General features: G+C 67.5%; 17 protein-coding genes. 8 read left to right on the top strand and 9 right to left on the bottom strand.

Going from position 1 to position 16,615, the window contains the following annotated elements:
- Window positions 1-78 precede the first annotated feature (78 nt).
- The 3 genes from ACLJPX_RS06655 to ACLJPX_RS06665 all read left to right on the top strand — a co-directional run bounded on the left by ACLJPX_RS06655 (window position 79) and on the right by ACLJPX_RS06665 (window position 1,735).
- Window positions 79-552, top strand: coding sequence for a carboxymuconolactone decarboxylase family protein (locus tag ACLJPX_RS06655; RefSeq protein ID WP_410599233.1), 474 nt, complete (start codon window positions 79-81; stop codon window positions 550-552).
- Window positions 553-654: 102 nt separating this feature from the next.
- Window positions 655-1,101, top strand: coding sequence for a MoaF C-terminal domain-containing protein (locus ACLJPX_RS06660; RefSeq protein WP_101608860.1), 447 nt, complete (start codon window positions 655-657; stop codon window positions 1,099-1,101).
- Window positions 1,102-1,108: 7 nt separating this feature from the next.
- Window positions 1,109-1,735: an ATP-binding protein gene (locus ACLJPX_RS06665; RefSeq protein WP_410599234.1), complete on the top strand. Its 627-nt coding sequence runs from the start codon at window positions 1,109-1,111 to the stop codon at window positions 1,733-1,735.
- A gap of 27 nt (window positions 1,736-1,762) precedes the next feature.
- Here the strand turns inward: ACLJPX_RS06665 and ACLJPX_RS06670 are convergent, their stop codons facing one another.
- A complete protein-coding gene (locus ACLJPX_RS06670; protein ID WP_410599235.1) occupies window positions 1,763-3,019 on the bottom strand; it encodes a DUF222 domain-containing protein in 1,257 nt (418 codons plus the stop codon).
- A gap of 260 nt (window positions 3,020-3,279) precedes the next feature.
- Here ACLJPX_RS06670 and ACLJPX_RS06675 point away from each other — a divergent pair, with 260 nt between their 5' ends.
- Window positions 3,280-4,725: an APC family permease gene (locus ACLJPX_RS06675; RefSeq protein ID WP_410599236.1), complete on the top strand. Its 1,446-nt coding sequence runs from the start codon at window positions 3,280-3,282 to the stop codon at window positions 4,723-4,725.
- On the opposite strand, the gene ACLJPX_RS06680 is transcribed toward ACLJPX_RS06675, so the two are convergent.
- Complete coding sequence (locus ACLJPX_RS06680; protein WP_410599237.1) at window positions 4,705-5,454, bottom strand: GntR family transcriptional regulator; 750 nt, start codon at window positions 5,452-5,454, stop codon at window positions 4,705-4,707. The two genes, ACLJPX_RS06675 and ACLJPX_RS06680, sit on opposite strands and share 21 nt — an antisense overlap.
- Window positions 5,455-5,564: 110 nt before the next feature.
- Here ACLJPX_RS06680 and ACLJPX_RS06685 point away from each other — a divergent pair, with 110 nt between their 5' ends.
- Both ACLJPX_RS06685 and ACLJPX_RS06690 read left to right on the top strand, forming a co-directional pair.
- Window positions 5,565-6,434 carry an aldolase gene (locus ACLJPX_RS06685; RefSeq protein ID WP_410599238.1) on the top strand — a complete coding sequence of 290 codons (870 nt, stop codon included), beginning with the start codon at window positions 5,565-5,567 and terminating at the stop codon, window positions 6,432-6,434.
- Window positions 6,435-6,453: 19 nt separating this feature from the next.
- A complete protein-coding gene (locus ACLJPX_RS06690) occupies window positions 6,454-7,938 on the top strand; it encodes a CoA-acylating methylmalonate-semialdehyde dehydrogenase (protein WP_410599239.1) in 1,485 nt (494 codons plus the stop codon).
- A 76-nt stretch (window positions 7,939-8,014) separates the two neighbouring features.
- On the opposite strand, the gene ACLJPX_RS06695 is transcribed toward ACLJPX_RS06690, so the two are convergent.
- A complete protein-coding gene (locus ACLJPX_RS06695; protein ID WP_410599240.1) occupies window positions 8,015-9,400 on the bottom strand; it encodes an amino acid permease in 1,386 nt (461 codons plus the stop codon).
- Between the two features lie 170 nt (window positions 9,401-9,570).
- Here ACLJPX_RS06695 and ACLJPX_RS06700 point away from each other — a divergent pair, with 170 nt between their 5' ends.
- Window positions 9,571-10,476: a glutaminase gene (locus tag ACLJPX_RS06700; RefSeq protein WP_410599241.1), complete on the top strand. Its 906-nt coding sequence runs from the start codon at window positions 9,571-9,573 to the stop codon at window positions 10,474-10,476.
- Here ACLJPX_RS06700 and ACLJPX_RS06705 read toward each other — a convergent pair.
- Entirely contained in the window at window positions 10,473-10,889 is a 417-nt protein-coding gene (locus tag ACLJPX_RS06705) for a hypothetical protein (protein ID WP_410599242.1), read from the bottom strand. The genes ACLJPX_RS06700 and ACLJPX_RS06705 overlap by 4 nt on opposite strands.
- Window positions 10,890-10,928: 39 nt before the next feature.
- Window positions 10,929-11,789, bottom strand: coding sequence for a LysR substrate-binding domain-containing protein (locus ACLJPX_RS06710; RefSeq protein ID WP_410599243.1), 861 nt, complete (start codon window positions 11,787-11,789; stop codon window positions 10,929-10,931).
- A gap of 82 nt (window positions 11,790-11,871) precedes the next feature.
- Between ACLJPX_RS06710 and ACLJPX_RS06715 the strand changes: the two genes are divergently transcribed.
- Complete coding sequence (locus ACLJPX_RS06715) at window positions 11,872-12,813, top strand: MBL fold metallo-hydrolase (protein ID WP_410599244.1); 942 nt, start codon at window positions 11,872-11,874, stop codon at window positions 12,811-12,813.
- Here ACLJPX_RS06715 and ACLJPX_RS06720 read toward each other — a convergent pair.
- From ACLJPX_RS06720 to ACLJPX_RS06735, 4 genes are all read right to left on the bottom strand, one after another.
- The gene (locus tag ACLJPX_RS06720; protein WP_168214347.1) at window positions 12,760-12,936 is read right to left on the bottom strand and encodes a hypothetical protein; all 177 of its coding nucleotides are present in this window, start codon (window positions 12,934-12,936) and stop codon (window positions 12,760-12,762) included. The two genes, ACLJPX_RS06715 and ACLJPX_RS06720, sit on opposite strands and share 54 nt — an antisense overlap.
- A 127-nt stretch (window positions 12,937-13,063) precedes the next feature.
- Window positions 13,064-13,837 carry a hypothetical protein gene (locus ACLJPX_RS06725; RefSeq protein WP_410599245.1) on the bottom strand — a complete coding sequence of 258 codons (774 nt, stop codon included), beginning with the start codon at window positions 13,835-13,837 and terminating at the stop codon, window positions 13,064-13,066.
- Complete coding sequence (locus ACLJPX_RS06730; RefSeq protein ID WP_410599246.1) at window positions 13,824-15,356, bottom strand: VWA domain-containing protein; 1,533 nt, start codon at window positions 15,354-15,356, stop codon at window positions 13,824-13,826. Before ACLJPX_RS06730 ends, ACLJPX_RS06725 begins: the two co-directional genes overlap by 14 nt.
- A complete protein-coding gene (locus tag ACLJPX_RS06735) occupies window positions 15,353-16,588 on the bottom strand; it encodes a hypothetical protein (RefSeq protein WP_410599247.1) in 1,236 nt (411 codons plus the stop codon). Before ACLJPX_RS06735 ends, ACLJPX_RS06730 begins: the two co-directional genes overlap by 4 nt.
- Window positions 16,589-16,615: the final 27 nt, after the last annotated feature.

The following is a 16,615-nucleotide window of genomic DNA, read 5'->3' on the forward strand; positions in this document are numbered from 1 at the left end:
CCGGCGTCACGCCGAAAGCTGTCACAACCTCTCCGGCCGGATCGTCATGTGTGCAGAAACCGACGGAGAGGAAAGATCATGGAACCGCGCATCAACCTGTTCGAGAACGAGGTCGCCCTCAAGTTCGTCAAGCGTCTCGGCGCCGCGAGCCGCCCGATCGAGGAGTCCTCGCTGCCGCACGCGACCCAGGAACTGGTGAAGCTGCGCGCCAGCCAGATCAACGGCTGCGGCTTCTGCACCGACATGCACAGCAAGGACGCCGCGCACGCCGGCGAGACTTCGGTGCGGCTCAACCTGGTCGCCGCCTGGCGGGAAGCGAACGTGTTCACCGAGGCGGAGCGCGCGGCGCTGGCGCTCACCGAGGAGGGCACCCGCATCTCCGACGCGCACCACGGCGTCAGCGACGACACCTGGGCGCAGGTGCGCAAGCACTACGACGACGAGCAGATCGGCGCCTTGATCTCCCTGGTCGCCACGATCAACGCCTACAACCGGCTCAACGTCATCGCGGGGACCCCGGCGGGCGACTACCAGCCCGGCATGTTCGGCTGAGCCCCGCGTTCACCGACAACAGGATTGCCTCGCCGGACAACGATTCCCGCGGGCCGCGGTGCTAAACCTTCGGAACCAGCGATCCTTCCGGAGGTTCAGCCCGTGGAACTCGATGTCCGCTTCTTCCCCGTGACCGGCACCCACCAGCTCAGCAACGATCTCGTCGGGCTGCGGGCGAACTTCCACTACGGCTCGGGAAACGTTCTGGAGCAGCACTACGCGGACAAGACGACGATGATCTGGACCGGCGTGTCCGGCGACTTCACCGGCGTCCGGCAGAAGGAGACGACGCTGCGCGTCTTCGAAACCGGGCCGGCGCAGTACTTCGTCACCTGGTACGAGACCGGGACCGTCGCGACGGCCGCGCACGGCGAGATCTTCGACGGCGGCTATCCCATCGCGGTGATGGCCGACTTCGGCCGGTCGATCGCGACGGCCGCCTATACGAACCCGCGGGAGGACGGCGGGCAGTACTTCCTGGTCGACCAGGCGACCATCGAGGTTCTGGAGCGGCCGCACCGTTGGCCTTCCTTCCCTGAGCCGCGATAATTCCTGAATGAACGCGTCAGGAGTTCCGCGGCAGAGCACAACCCACGAGTGGGCGAGTTCCGTGGATGCCGGGCACCTGGCACTGATTCGGCGGAACCCGGCGGAATTCGCGCCAGGCGGTGTCGCACAGCTGATCCTCGAGGTCCTCGCCTACGCGGCCGAGGAGGCCGAGAGCAACGGCGGCGGACGATGCACCCTCACCCTGCACCCCGACGGTTCGGTGTCCGTGGCGGACAACGGGCGAGGCACCGAAACTCACGTCACCGATCAGGGACGAACCGTGAGGAAGCCGATCATGGCGACGAAGGATCTGCGGTTCTTCGACTTCCCCGACGCCCAGCTGCTTCCCGACGGCCACCCGCGCCGGGGGATGTCCGTCGTCGCGGCGCTGAGCGAGTGGCTCGTGCATACCAACCGGCGCCACAACGGCTCCTGGACCCAGCGCTACGAACACGGAAACCCGGTCACCGACCTGACCCCGATCGCCGAGGACGGCACGACCGGGACGACCGTCCATTTCCGCCCGCGGCAAGACTTGCGCGCGACGGATCAACTGACGGTGAGCACGCTCAAGCGATGGACCGAGTCGTGGCCTCAGCTGTCCACCGAGACGCTTGACCGGCGAATCGGCTGACCTCGGCTATCGCACTCCAGCGTCGGCCTATGTCCTGAGATGCATGGTGTTACGCCTCGGTTCTCCGGTGGGGTCGAGGTAGGCAGGGGCGGTGAACTCCGGCAGGCCGTCTTGGGCAATCTGGACTTTCCATTCGCTGTGGTGGATCAACCGGTGGTGCTTCGTGCACAACAGAACCAGGTTGTCGATCTTCGTTTCGCCGTGGTGTCGCCAGAAAACGATGTGGTGTGCCGTGCAACGGGGCACGGGCATGTCACAGCCGGGGAAGGCGCACCCGCCGTCGCGGATGGTGAGCGCGTATTTCTGGGCCAGTGACACGGTGCGTTTGGAGCGGCCGATGTCGAGGGGTTCCCCTGCGGTGCCGAGGACTCCGGGCCGGACACGGGCATCACAGGCGAGGATCCTTGCGTCGGTGGCGCTGATCGGCCCGACCAGATCCAAATGCGCTTCACCGATGTCCCGGATGAGGTCTTCGTAGGACATGGTGACGAGGATGTGGGTGGCCTCGCCCGCCTGGCCGGGAAGGTTCCGGCTCGTGGTCTTCAACCGCACATAGTCGGTGAAGGCATCCCCGTACCGTTCGTCCTGGGTACGCGAGTCGCGGACTCCGTCGATGGCCTTGTGCGGTTTGGCCATCGGATCCAGGTCGGACTTCAACCGTGCGTAGGTCTCCAGATCCAGCGTGCCTTTGAGGCCGAGGGTGCCATTGCGGTGCTTGACGAACCGTAACTCCGGTCGAGTGTCCTTCGGGTTCTCGTCGCGAGGCTCTTTTCCGTCCGGATCGAGCTTGTCCAGGAGTCTCCGTCCGGCTTGGGCGATCGTGCGAGGCCCGGCGTGCCGGGCCAGATCCACAAGAATCTTCTCCCCACCCCGCACCTCCTCTTCCGGGACGAAAGACGGGATCCGCGCCAGGGCGCGGATGATCGCGTCGATCTGCGCACCACCGACCGCACCCTCCGCCGCGGCGTCAGCGGTCAGGGGCGCAAGTGGCGGTACTCGATCACCACCCACTGCTACGCCAGCATGTAAGGCGAGAACGCGGTCTGCGCGGGCATCGGCTTCCTTGGCAGTGACGTGGAAGTCCTCGAAAATCATCGCCGACAACGTCGCATGACCCGAACACCCACGAACCCCACGGATATTGATTTCCGCGAGAATCGCGTTCTGCTCAGCATCCAATTGCCGCTTCAGAACTTCGAGTTCCTGTTTACGGGCATGCAGCACAGCGGTCTCGACACGCCACCACTCGGCGCGCGTCGTCTGGGGTCTGTCATCGCTGGCCACGACATCGACATTACCGCCGTTCGAACACCTGTGCTATCACACGTTTATGTGACACGGCGAAAGAAAAGCTGTGGAAACAGTCGGCCTCGTGAGTGGTAAGGACGGTTCTAACCACCTTTATCACTCACGAGGCCCGAGACCTACCGCTCCGGCGAGCACCGAGACCGGGCACTGGCGAACAAGGGCCGAGCGCGCAAAGGCAAAGCCCGCACCCCCGTCCGCTCCCATACTGGCCGTCCAGCGAACAAGAGGAGCAGCGAATGAGCCGAGACGACACGTCGCTCGCCAAGAACGTCCTGGGCGTGCCAGGCATCGTCTTCCTCGTGCTCGCCGCGGTCGCGCCCTTGACCGGGATGGTCGTGATCGCGGCCATCGGCATCGCGGTCGGGAACGGCGGCGGGATGGTCGCCGCGTTCCTGCTGGCCACGGTCGTCCTGCTGTTGTTCGCGGTCGGCTACGCGCAGATGTCGAAGGTCCTCACCAGCGCGGGCGGCTTCTATGCCTTCGTGGTCAAGGGGTTGGGCCGGACGCCGGGTCTCGTCGCCGGTTTCATCGCGATGCTCGGCTACAACTGTTTCGTGGCGGGCGCTATCGGCACGAGCGGATTCTTCACCTCCACCGCGATCGACACCGTCTTCGGGCTGAAGCTCGACTGGCTCTTCTGGAGCGCGCTTTCGGTCGTGCTGGTCCTGCTGCTCAGCCGGCGCGGAATCGCTGTCAGCGCGAAGGTGCTGGGAGTCTCGCTGATCCTCGAAGTGTCGATCCTGCTGATCATGGACTTCAGCGTGTTGTTCCGGCACGGCTTCTCCTTCGCCGCGTTCAGCCCGTCCGTGATGTTCCAGGGCGCGAGCGGACTGGCGTTGTTGTTCGCCGCCAACGCTTTCATCGGGTTCGAGGCGACGGCGTTGTTCGGCGAGGAGGCCAAGAATCCCCAGCGGACGATCCCGCGGGCGACCTACATCGCGATCGGGTTCATCGGGGTGTTCGCCGCGTTCACGACCTGGGCCGTGGTCAGCGCGATCGGCGCCGAGCAGGCGCAGGACGTGGCCGCCGCGCACCTTTCGACCGGCGACCTGGTGCAGTCGGTCGCCCAGGAGTATCTCGGTGACACTCTGACCAAGGTGATGTTGCTGCTGCTGGTGGTCAGCCTGTTCGCGGCGTTGCTGGCGCTGCACAACTCGGCCACGCGTTACCTCTACGCGCTGGGGCGGGTCGGCGTGCTGCCGCGGCTGCTGGGCAAGACCGACCCGCGCAACGGCGCGCCGCGCTACGCCTCGATCGTGCAACTGGCCTTCGGTTCGCTGGTGGCGGTGGCGTTCCGGCTCGCCGGACTCGACCCGGTCGCCGACCTCACCGCGAGCATGACCGGCTTCGGCACCCTCGGCATTCTCACCCTGCAACTGTTCGCGGCGGTGGCGATCCTGGTCCATTTCCGCCGGACACGGGACCGCCGGATCGTGAAGACGCTGCTCGCTCCCGGGCTGGGCGCGGTGGGACTCGGGCTCATCGTGACGCTGGCGATCCTCAATTTCCCGACCCTCGCCGGATCCAGCAACGGCGTCGTCCCGCTGCTGCCGTGGCTGCTGCTGATCGTCGCGCTGGCCGGGCTCGCGCTCGCCGTCTGGCTGCGCAGGTTCCGCCCGTCGGTGTACGCGGCGCTGGAGTCCGACCTGGAACGCGAACCGTCAGACGTTGTTGGTCAGTGAAAGGTTGAACGAGTAGCGCGAGGCGCGGTAGACGTGCCACCCGTGTTCGACGACCCGGCCGGCGTCGTCGTAGGTGGTACGCCGCATGGTGAGCAGCGCCGCCCCCGGCTTCTCGTGCAGCAGCTCGGCGTCCTCCTCGGTCGCCTGCCGGGCGCCGACGTTCTGCTGGGCCGCGTGCAGCCGGACACCCGCGGACCGGAGTAGCTGGTAGAGCCCCTTGTCCCGCAGTTCGTCGTCGGCCGGGTCGATGATGCCGTCGGGCAGGTAGTTGTTCATGATCGCCAGCGGTTCGCCGCCGGTCGAGCGCACCCGCTTCAGCCGCCGGACGTGGGTCAGGCCCGGTGTCTCGAGCCGCTCGGCCACCTCTTCGCCGGCGGGCTCGACCTGATTGACCAGGACGACGGACTCCGGCTTGTCCCCGAGTTCGCTGAGATCGTCGAAGAGGCTGCTCAACCGCAGCGGGCGGGCGACCTTGGTGCGGACGACCTGCGTCCCGACACCACGTTTGCGGACGAGCAACCCCTGGTTGACCAGGGATTGGATCGCCTGGCGGATCGTCGGCCGTGACAGGTGCAGCCGCGCGGCCAGATCCAGCTCGTTGTCCAGCCTCGCTCCGTTCGGCAACCTGCCGTCTTCGATCGCGGCGCCGAGCTGCCGGGCGACCTGCGAGTACAACGGCTCCGGGCCGTTCGGATCCACCACGATCTCGCCGGGCGCCCAGGGCTTCATGCGCGGAGCTTACCTCGGACGAGACATATGACCTTATGTCCATATGTCTTGACAAAGTCTTCGGGCTCTTGCGATGGTCGAAGGACTAAGCGAGCCGGAAGGAACAACGGGTGTCCGAAACAGTACGCCGGGTAGTCGCCGCACGGGTGCGCGATCCGGAGGCCATCGCGGTGGCCGCGGCCACCCGGGTCCGGGCGAAATCGCCGTTCAACGACAAGGGCCGCACGATGATCATCGCCGCGGACCATCCGGCGCGCGGCGCGAACGGCGTCGGCGCCGATCCGCTCGCGATGGCCGACCGCGGCGAGCTGCTGGATCGCCTCGGCCTGGCGCTGGAGCGGCCCGGTGTCACGGGGGTGCTGGCGACGCCGGACATCATCGACGACCTGTTGCTCCTCGGCGCCCTCGAGGGCAAGACCGTCATCGGCTCGATGAACCGCACCGGCCTCGCCGGGTCGAGTTTCGAGATCGACGACCGGTTCGCCTGCTACGACGCCGAAGCGATCGAGCGGATGCGGTTCGACGGCGGCAAGACGCTCACCAGGATCTGCCTGACCGACCCGGCGACGCCGAGCGTCCTGGAGAACACCGCGAAGGCGATCAACGAGCTCGCGGACCGGAAACTGATCGCGATGGTCGAGCCGTTCCTCGCCGACTGGGTCGACGGCCGCCTCCGCAACGACCTCTCCCCCGAGGCCGTGATCCGCTCGGTCACCATCGCCTCCGGTCTCGGCCGCTCGTCGGCCTACACCTGGCTGAAACTGCCGGTGGTCCAGGACATGGAGCGCGTGCTGGCCGCCTCGACGTTGCCCGCCGTCCTGCTGGGCGGCGAGGTCAAGGATCCCGACGCCGCGTTCGCCGCCTGGCAGCGGGCGCTCGCGCTGCCGACCGTGCAGGGCCTCGTGGTCGGCCGGTCCCTGCTCTACCCGCACGACGGCGACGTCGCCAAGGCCGTCGACACGGCCGTCGGATTGCTGTGAACACCGTGGAGGACGACAAGTGAAGACCATCGACCACTGGATCAACGGCACCGCGACCACGGCGGGCTCCACTCGCACCGCTCTCGTTTACGACCCTGCCGCGGGGCGCCCGCAGGCGGAAGTGCTCCTCGCGGAACCGTCCGATGTGGACACCGCGGTGGCGGCCGCGGGCAAGGCTTTCGAGTCGTGGGGTGATTCGTCGTTGTCGCAGCGGACCAAGGTGATGTTCGCCTTCCGCGAGCTGCTGGTGAAGCACGAGGACGAACTCGCCCGGATCATCTCCTCCGAACACGGCAAGGTGATCGACGACGCGCGCGGCGAGATCGTCCGCGGCCGCGAGATCGTCGAGTACGCCTGCGGGATCGCCGACGCGCTGAAGGGCGGCTTCTCCGACCAGGTCTCGCGGGACGTGGACGTGCACGACTTCCGGCAGCCGCTCGGGGTCGTCGCCGGTATCACGCCGTTCAACTTCCCGATCATGGTCCCGCTGTGGATGCACCCGATCGCCATCGCGACCGGTAACACCTTCGTGCTCAAGCCCAGCGAGCGGGTCCCGTCCGCGTCCCGGCTGGTCGCCGAACTGTACGCCGAGGCGGGTCTTCCCGACGGCGTGTTCAACGTGGTCAACGGGGACAAGGTCGCGGTCGACGCGATCCTCGAACACCCGGGTATCGCCGCCGTGTCGTTCGTCGGGTCCACCCCGATCGCCAAGTACGTCCACGAACGCGCGACGGCCACCGGCAAACGCGTGCAGGCCTTGGGCGGGGCCAAGAACCACGCCGTCGTCCTGCCGGACGCCGACCTCGAATACGCCGCGAACCATCTCACCGCCGCCGCGTTCGGTTCCGCCGGTCAGCGCTGCATGGCGATCTCCCTCGGCGTCGCCGTCGGTTCGGCGGGCGACGGGCTGGTCGAGATCCTCAAGCGCAAGGCGGCCGAGATCAAGGTCGGCCCCGGCGACGAGAACGGCAACGACATGGGCCCGGTGGTCACCGAGGCCGCGCGACGGCGGGTGATCGACTCAGTCACCCGCGGCGCGGAGCAGGGCGCGACCGTGGTCGTCGACGGCAGGGCGCTGCAGGTCGAGACCCATCCGGACGGTTTCTTCGTCGGACCGTCCCTTTTGGACAACGTGACCGCGGAGATGTCCGCCTATCAGGACGAGATCTTCGGGCCGGTGCTGGGGATCGTCCGGGTGGCCGGCGTGGAGGAGGCGATCGCGCTGATCAACGCGAACCCCTACGGCAACGGCACCGCCATCTTCACCGGCAGCGGTGAAGCCGCGCGGCGGTTCCAGCGCGAGGTCAAGGTGGGGATGATCGGGGTCAACGTGCCGATCCCGGTGCCGATGTCGTACTACTCCTTCGGCGGCTGGAAGGACTCCCTCATCGGGGACAGCCCGATCCACGGCCCGGCGGGCGTCCGGTTCTACACCCGGGCGAAGGTCGTCACGACGCGGTGGCCGCACTCCACCGCCGGTTTCCACTTCCCGACCTCCAGCTGACCCCCGCGATTCGTCCTCTAGTCGCGGTAGTTGCACACGCAAGGACCGCAACTAGAGGACGAATCGCGAGAGGGGGTCAGCGCACCTGCTGCTGCCGTTTCCCGACGACCCGCCAGCCGACCGCCAGCACGACGACCAGCACCGGGATCGAGTAGAACGCGATCTTCTCCGCACCGTCGGAGAAGCCCATCAGGACCACGACCAGCGCGAGGAAGCCCAGCGTCGCCCAGCCGCTGTAAGGCGCCCACGGCATCCGGTAGGACGGCCGTTCCAGCTCCCCGCGCAGGGCAGCCTGGCGCATCCGCATCTGGCAGAAGATCAGCGTCGCCCAGGTCGTGATCACGCCGAGCGAGGCGATCGCGATCGCGATGTCGAAAGCGTCCTTCGGCACCAGGTAGTTGAGCACCACGCCCAGCACGTAGGCGGCGGAGGTGAACAGGATCCCGCCGTAAGGCACGTGACGGCTGCTCATCTTGCCGACGAACTTCGGCGCCTCGCCCTTGTCCGCCAGCGCCCGCAGGATGCGGCCGGTCGAATAGAGGCCGGAGTTGCAGCTCGACAGCGCGGCGGTGAGCACGACCGCGTTCATCACGTCACCGATGCCCGGGATCCCGAGCCGCGAGAAGACCGTGACGAACGGGCTCTCGCCGCCGTTGTAGAACGGCCACGGCAGCAGCATCGCCAGCATGAGCACGGATCCCACGTAGAACACGCCGATCCGCCAGACCACCCCGTTGATCGCCTTCGGCAGCACCTTGCGGGCGTCCTTGGTCTCGCCCGCGGCGATGCCGACGACCTCGATCGCCGAGTACGCGAAGATGACCGCCTGCAGCGTCATCAGCGCGATGCCGATACCCGCCGGGAAGAATCCGTTGTGGGCGGTCAGGTTGTGCACACCCGCCGTGGTGCCGCCGATGTCGGCGCTGGTGAGCACCAGCCCGATCGCGGTGACCAGGAATACCACGATGGCCAGCACCTTGACCACCGAGAACCAGAATTCCAGCTCGCCGAACAGCTTCACCGAGAGCAGGTTCACCAGGATCAGCACGCCGAGTGCGACCAGGGCGGTGATCCACTGCGGCACGTCGGGCAGCCACTTGTGCACGTAGATCGCGACCGCGGTGATCTCCGCGATCCCGGTCATCGCCCAGTTCACCCAGTACATCCAGCCGGAGGCGAAACCCGCCCACGGACCGATGAACTTGCGGGCATAGGTGACGAAGCTGCCGGAAGTCGGCTCGTGCAGCACGAGCTCACCGAGCGCGCGCATCACGAAGTAGGCGGCGACGCCGCAGAGCGCGTACGACAGGACCAGCGACGGCCCGACCTGCTGGAGCTTGCCACCGGCACCGAGGAACAGCCCGACGCCGATCGCGCCGCCGATGGCGATCATCTGCACTTGGCGGTTGCCCAGTGCTTTTGAGTAGCTTTCACCTTTTTCGGTGAGCAGCGAGGAATCCATGGTTGCCAGACGCTAGAGCGTGTGCGGCAGGTCACCAACAGTGCTAAGGAAGACTTAAGGTGTGCGGGACGTCACTCTAGGGGTTTTACCGGTATTTCCCTTTTCGATTTGACAAATTCGCCCGCGAACCCCGATCTTCGCGCGCGAAGGCGGCCTCCTACGCTACGGCCGTGGACCTCGCGGCGTTGCTGGACCGGATCGCGGACGACGTCGCGCCCGAGATCGGCCGCGGCGCCGTCGCGGACTACATCCCCGCCCTCGCCAGGGTCGATCCCCGGCGGTTCGGCATCGCGGTGGCCGAAGTGGACGGTGCGGTGCACGGGGTCGGCGACTGGGAGACGCCGTTCTCCATCCAGAGCATGTCGAAGGTCTTCACGCTGGCGCTCGCGCTCTCCCACGGCGACGGCGTGTGGACGCGGGTGGGCCGCGAGCCGTCCGGCAACCCGTTCAACTCGCTGGTGCAGCTGGAGAACGAGGACGGGATCCCCCGCAATCCTTTCATCAACGCCGGCGCGCTGGTGGTGACCGACGAACTGGCGCACCACGGCGACGCGGCGGAAACACTGCTTCGCTTCCTCCGTGAGGAAAGCGGTCGCGCGGACATCGGGATCGACGACGAGGTCGCCGCCTCGGAGGCCGCGCACGCCGACCGCAACCGCGCGCTCGCGTACTTCATGGCGTCCTACCGGAACATGCTCCGTCCGGTACCCGAGGTCCTCGACCAGTACGTGCGCCAGTGCTCGATCGCGATGAACTGTGGTGACGTCGCGCGCTCGGCGGTGTTCCTCGCCCGCCACGGCGTCCGCAACGACGGCACCAGGCTGCTCGGGCTGAGCGCGGCCAAGCGGGTCAACGCGGTGATGCTGACCTGCGGCACCTATGACGCGGCGGGCGAATTCGCCTACCGCGTCGGGCTTCCCGGCAAGAGCGGCGTCGGCGGCGGCATCGTCGCGATCGTCCCCGGCCGGTGCGCGGTCTGCGTGTGGAGCCCCGGACTGGACGCGCGCGGCAACTCGGTCGCGGGCGTCGCGGCGCTGGACCGGTTCACCACGCTGACCGGCTGGTCGATCTTCTAGGTGCTCGGCTTCCCCATCTCGTGTCCCGGCCGTCCCTCGGTACGCCGACGCCGCTTGATCAGCTCTTCGTGCAGATGCCGCCGTCCGCCGGTCAGGTCACCGGTGACGTCCCCGGTCATCTCGCGGAAGGCCGCGTAGTAGCCGTCGTCGTACTCCTCGACCAGCTGGAAGGTCCACCGCTCCGGCAGCACGTTGAGCCCGATCAGCTCGGTCCGGATCCGCTCGGCCCACTCGGGATGCCCGGCCTCCCGGAGTGCCTCGGCGGCCTCGTCGAGGGCGAAGTCGGCGCTGCCCGTCAGGTGATGGAAGGCGTACAGATGTCCTCGCGCCTGCTCGACCGTTTCGAGCGCGGCGACCAGCTTTCCGACGGCGTCGACGGTCGCGTCGTCGGGTTCTGAAGGTGTTTCCGGCATGCCCGGTGATTCCCCGGAGCAGGTGGTTTCACACCACCCTCAACGGTGGCTTTCGACGGCGATCCGGGCGAACGAGCGGATCAGCGGGCTCTCCTGTCCGGTCACCCACGCGACGACGAGCGGGCTCGGCGGCATGTCGGCCAGCGGCACCCAGGTGAGCCCGTCGGGCAGGGCGTGGCCCAGCGGCGCGATTCCCGCGGAGCCGTTCCACAGGACGGCTTGCAGGCATTCGCCGACCGTGCGCACCACCGGCCCGGCGGGCCGCTCCCCGACGGGCGCCGCCCCGTTCCAGTACGCGCGCCACAGTGGATCGGTCCCGTCCGGAAGCTGGAACCAGGGCCGGTCGGCGACGTCGGCCAGCCGGAGGGACTCACGGCCGGCGAGCGGATCCCCGGTGCGCAGGACGAGCCCGACGGGGTCGGAGCGCAGGACGCGGACGCTGATGCCGGTCTCGTCGAACGGCGACCGGGTCAGCGCGACGTCGGCCAGCCCGGCGCGCAGACCGGTGGTGGGGTCGGTGAAATCCGCCTCGCGGAACCGGATCGAGACCTCGGGATGACGCCGCCGGAACGCCTCGGCCAGCCGGATGCCCGCCTCCCCCGCTCCGTCGGCGAGGGTGCCGACGGTGAGCGTCGCGGGGCCCGCCACCGCCGCCACCCGAGCGCGGGCCCGCTCGGCCTGGTCCAGCAGGGTACGGGCCTCGGCGTACAGGGTGGTCCCGGCCGCGGTGGGCTCGACGCCGGCGGCCGAGCGAAGCAGCAGCACGACCCCCAGGTCGTTCTCCAGTTGCTGGATGGCCCGGCTCAGCGGTGGCTGGGTCATGTGCAGCCTCGCGGCGGCGCGGCCGAAGTGTCTCTCCTCGGCGACGGCCACGAAGTAGCGCAGCAGACGGAGTTCCATCACCGGCGATGATACCCAGCCGGTATCGGTACGCCGGAATCGGACTTGGACGGCGGGCGAGTACCGGCGCGACAGTGTGATCATGCCCTTCGAACCACTCACCCATGAGCCCTCCGTCGACCCCGGCGAGGCCCGCGAGATCGCCCGCGACCTGGTGGTGATCCCGAATCTCGGGGTCGACCTCGTCCCCAACATCGGCGTCATCGGCGGCTCGCACTCGGTGCTCGTCGTCGACACCGGTTTGGGTCCGCGCAACGCCGCGAAGGTCCTCGCCTTCGCGACCGAGCACGCCCGCGGCCGCAAGCTGTACCTGACCACGACGCACTTCCATCCCGAGCACGCTTTCGGCGCCCAGGTCTTCGCGGACCAGGCGACCTACCTCGTCAACAGCGCGCAGGCCGCGGACCTGGTCCACAAAGGACCGGGCTACCTCGAAATGTTCCGCGGCCTCGGCGCACCGGTCGCCCGCGACCTCGATGGTGTCGAACTGGTCGCTCCGGACGTGGTCTACGACGACGGGTACGACCTCGATCTCGGCGGGCGGGTCGTCCGGCTGGAGGCCACCGGGCGCGCCCACAGCAAGGGCGACCAGGTGGTGACCGTCCCCGACGCTGGTGTGCTGTTCACCGGGGATCTGGTGGAGACGGGCCAGTTCTCGATCTTCCCGTGGTTCCCGCCGTACGACACCGACGTCTCGGGACTCCGGTGGATCGAAGTGCTGCGACGGCTGGCCGCCGCCGGGCCGGACCTCGTCGTCCCCGGCCACGGCGACGTCTCCGGACGCCGGATCCTGACCGACGTCCGCGAGTACCTCGAACTGCTGCGCGACGAGACCTGGACACGGCGTGACTCGGCTCTTCCCGAAGAGACGATCGCCGCGGAGGTCGAAGCGCTGATGATCGAACGCCATCCCGAGTGGGAGGGCCGGGACTGGATCACGAAGGGTGTCGGCTGCTTCTGCTCGGAACACTCAGGCCATGAGACAGCAGGCGCCGGTGAAGCAGCCGAAGGCCCCTCCGCTTGACGTGTTCTTCCAGTTGTCGAAGTGATCGATCACGACGTCGACTTCGGCCTGCCCGGCCGCGGTGAAGTCGACACCGGAGTCGGCGAAGAACGAACGGATTTCGTCGGAAACGGTGGTCTGCATCGGAAATCTCCCCTGTCGAACCTGCGGTGTGGTACCGAAATCGTGCAGGTTCGGGGCCGCGGGCCGACAGTGCGAAGCGCCATGGACGACGTGTGGCTTTCGTCTGCTCCATTCGGCCGTGGCGGGGTTACTTGAAGATGGCGATGGGATGGACGACGAGTTCCCCGGTTTCGGGATCCCAGTCCTCGACCTTGCCCAGGCACCGCGCCCGGAACGCGCCGGCGGGCGCGGTGTCCCGCAGATCGCCGGTCAAACAGGTGAACCGGATCCGCCTGCTCTGGTCCGGATCGTCCGGGTTTCCGTACGGTGCGACGAAAACCGTCTCGTCTTCGGTCTCGGATCGTTTGCGGAACAGGCCCTTCACCGAGACGAACGCCTCGACACCGCGCAGCCTCGTCTTGAGCTGCCGGGTGCTCTCCGGACCATCGGCCCAGCCGAGTTCCTTGACCAGCGCGCGATTGTGGACCAGTTCCTGCTTCGCCAGGTCGACGTAGATGATGTCGTGGTGCTTCTCCAGCACCTTCATCACGATGCCGATCACGGTGATCGGTTCGGCCTTGCGGATGTACCGCCGGAACTCCTCGTCGGTGTCGGTGCGCTCAGCTTCCCCTTTCAGCGGGCCGAATCCACCCGATCCCCAGAACCGCCAGCCCCGGCTCCGGCGTTTCTCCACCTCCTGTTCCAGCGCCTCGTTGTAGCGATGCAACTGGTAGAGACCCATCACGGACTTCGTGTGCAGGTAGAACCCGATCCCCCGGATCATCCCTTGATCGCCGTCGGAACGCGCGCGACGCCAATGCTTCACGAAGATCACGATCGTGGTGACGATGGCGGCCAGGGTCAGCACCCAGACCGCCAGCCACAGTCCCCAGACTTCCCACCACAGATTACCGGCAGCCACGGATCTCCTTGAAGGCGTCGAGAAGGGAGGTCGAGTTCGCGTCGACCATGCGACCACCGGTGGCCTCGGCCGCGCGGGCCAGTTCGGCGGGATTCGCCTCGCCGAACCGGACGGTGTACGTGTGCACGCCGGATTCCCTCGGCGCGCGCAGGAATTCCTCGATGTCCGGCCCGGCGTTGCTTTCACCGTCGGTCATCAGCACGATCGAAACGTTCTGGCCGGGTTCCGCCCGGCGATGGGCACCGGCCTTCGCATACGCCTCACCGAGGGCCGACCAGACGGCGGTGGTGCCATCGAAGTCGTCGGTGGCGATGAAGGCCCGCAACGCGTCGAGATCCTGCGGCCCGTTGACCGTGAATTCCTTGTCCCCCAGAACTTTCCCGCCGAAGCGGAGGACAGTGAGCCGCTCGCCGCGATAGAAGCGGTCGAACCCGCCGCCCGAATCGCTCAGCCCGGCGAAAGTCGCCCTGAGCGCGGCGATCCGCGATCCTTTCATCGAACCGGAGAAGTCCAGCACGAAGATCACCCGCCCGGGTTTCCAGCCCGCGGGATCGGCGTAGTCGGCGAGCAGTTCGTCCACCACGGCGGGATCGTCGGGGAAATACAGCGAGTTCCCGGTCGAGGCGGGCAGCCTCGGGTCGAGCGCCACGTCACCGATGACCGGCCGCCGGAGGGTTCTTTCCATCAGTTTCTTCTGTGTCGCCGGGCTTTTGACCCACGACACGATCTTGTCGTACGCCTCCCGCTTGGCCGGGTCGAGCAGCAGGATCGGGTAGTCCGCCTGGACGATGCCGTCACGCGGGTACACCAGTTCCAGCGGCGCCTTGAGTCTCCCGCTGCCGTTCAGTGTGAGCAAAGTGGACTCGTAGCCGATGAACGCGCCGACTTCCTGGTGCTCGGCGAACCGATCGGCCAACGCGGCCGCGGTGTCCGCGGTGATCGTGTGCCCGGTGCGGAAACCCTGCAGCTTGTCGCACTTCACGTCCTCGAGCCGCAGCGCCGCCCCGGTGCCCGCGGCCGCCGTCGCCACCCCGACGAGAGAGATGAGCCCGCTGGTCGCCGTGGCGGGGTTCGCCATCGCGAACTGGAACGCTCCGCTCGCGGCGGCGTCCGCCAGATCCGCCCACGACAGCTTGCCGTCCGGTTTGCCGCGGCGCAGTTCCGCCGCCTTCGCCGGCGTCATCCCGACGACGACCGGCGAGATCATGGTCTTGGTGGCGAGCGGCCGTTCGCCCTTGTCCGCGGCCCGCCGGAAGTCGAGCTGGAAGAACCGGTCGGTGGAAAGCCAGGCGAGGTCGTGCGAGGCCCTTCCGGGAATGAGGGCGGTACTCGTGTTGACGGTTCCCTGGAAATCCATTTCCAGTTCGATTCCCGTTTCCTCGCGGAGTTCGCCGAGGAGTGGTCCGAGGTCCGCCAGTTCGGGACTGGCCAGCACACGCAGTTTCACCTTGTCCCCACCGCTCGTGCACGCGGTGGTCACCAGGAGCAGGCAGCACAAGATCATCAAGACCCGCTTCACGGGCAGTCCCCGACGGTCTTGATCATCTCTTCCAGCACCAGGTTGTCCGGCAGCGGCGTGGTGCTGTCGTTGTCCGCGATCTCCGGGGTCGGCAGCCCCTGTTCGCGCAGGAAGTCGTACAGCCGCGCGCTTTTCGTGCTGCCCGCCGGGGTCGCGACGCCGAACCCGAGCTCCATCGCGCGGTGTTGCAGCTCGGGATCGAAGGTGATCAGTTCGCCCAGCCGTTCCGCTTCCGGTTTCAGGGCGAGGAACTGCGGCTTCGTCAGGATGTTGTCCTTGGGGTACAGCAGAACCCGGTCCGGGTCCGGCTGTCCGCTCTGCGCCTTGGCCCGCAACTGCATGGCGAGGTACTGGTGCTCGTAGATGACGACGATCGGTTTGTCACCCTCGGCCAGGTTCGCGTAGGACTCGGACAGGTCGGCCGACGGGAAACCTTGCGCGGCCACGAGCGGTTTGACCCGGCCCGCCAGTTCCTTCGCGCTCGACAGGTTCGGCGGCCCGGCGGGCGCACCGGCCGGTTGCGGATCGACGACCGGAACGTGGCGGTCGTTTTCCAGGAACGCCAGCAAGATCAGATAGGTCGCGCCGGAATTGGCATCGCAGATGTTCGAGGTCTGCGCGAGCACCTGGTTCCCGTTCGCCGCGCCGAAGGCACCGACGCCCAGCGAGTCCCAAGTCGCTTTCCCCTTCATCGCCTGGATGAACTTCTCGGTGTCCAGCGTGTAGTACAACGGGTCCTGTCCCGGCGGTTTCGACGCGATTCCCCTGCTCGCCAGCGTTTCGGCGTAGCGGCGATACGTGGCGAGGACGATCGGGCTGGTGAACGGCTGGCGCGCGCTGCCCGTCCACTGGTTCGCCCTGGACCGCCGGACGAGGCTCGCGGCGGGCTCGCCGGACATGAACACGAAGTCGTACTGGCTGAGGTCGTGCGAGGCGACGTCCCGTGAGCCCGCCCGGGTCACATGGACCCGGATGTGATGGCGCATCAGGATTTCCTGGATCCTCGCGTCTTCGAAGAGATCCGATTTGGAGCCCATCTTGCCGCGCAGGACGAGCGTCTGCTGGAAGGGCACCACGACCGTCCCGGTCAGGAGCAGCAGGACCAGGCCGCTCACGGCGAGGGCCAGCGCGGGCCCGAAAGTGCGGAGAAAACGGCGGCGCAGGAAGAACGCCGCGGGTTTCGGTCTGATGGTGAGCTGGGGTTCTTCACGAAGCGAGCGATCGGTGGTCACCGATTTCCTCCCCGAATGTCCGGCAAG

The organism is Amycolatopsis sp. lyj-90 (assembly GCF_046549035.1).
Taxonomy (GTDB): Bacteria; Actinomycetota; Actinomycetes; order Mycobacteriales; family Pseudonocardiaceae; genus Amycolatopsis.

What these genes read in the sequence shown, in the direction of transcription:
- ACLJPX_RS06675 (WP_410599236.1), top strand. Translation starts at nt 3,280, where the DNA reads ATGAGCCGAGACGACACGTCGCTCGCCAAGAACGTCCTGGGCGTGCCA.
- ACLJPX_RS06715 (WP_410599244.1), top strand. Translation starts at nt 11,872, where the DNA reads ATGCCCTTCGAACCACTCACCCATGAGCCCTCCGTCGACCCCGGCGAG.
- ACLJPX_RS06665 (WP_410599234.1), top strand. Translation starts at nt 1,109, where the DNA reads ATGAACGCGTCAGGAGTTCCGCGGCAGAGCACAACCCACGAGTGGGCG.
- ACLJPX_RS06655 (WP_410599233.1), top strand. Translation starts at nt 79, where the DNA reads ATGGAACCGCGCATCAACCTGTTCGAGAACGAGGTCGCCCTCAAGTTC.
- ACLJPX_RS06705 (WP_410599242.1), bottom strand. Translation starts at nt 10,889, where the DNA reads ATGCCGGAAACACCTTCAGAACCCGACGACGCGACCGTCGACGCCGTC.
- ACLJPX_RS06720 (WP_168214347.1), bottom strand. Translation starts at nt 12,936, where the DNA reads ATGCAGACCACCGTTTCCGACGAAATCCGTTCGTTCTTCGCCGACTCC.
- ACLJPX_RS06680 (WP_410599237.1), bottom strand. Translation starts at nt 5,454, where the DNA reads ATGAAGCCCTGGGCGCCCGGCGAGATCGTGGTGGATCCGAACGGCCCG.
- ACLJPX_RS06710 (WP_410599243.1), bottom strand. Translation starts at nt 11,789, where the DNA reads ATGGAACTCCGTCTGCTGCGCTACTTCGTGGCCGTCGCCGAGGAGAGA.
- ACLJPX_RS06695 (WP_410599240.1), bottom strand. Translation starts at nt 9,400, where the DNA reads ATGGATTCCTCGCTGCTCACCGAAAAAGGTGAAAGCTACTCAAAAGCA.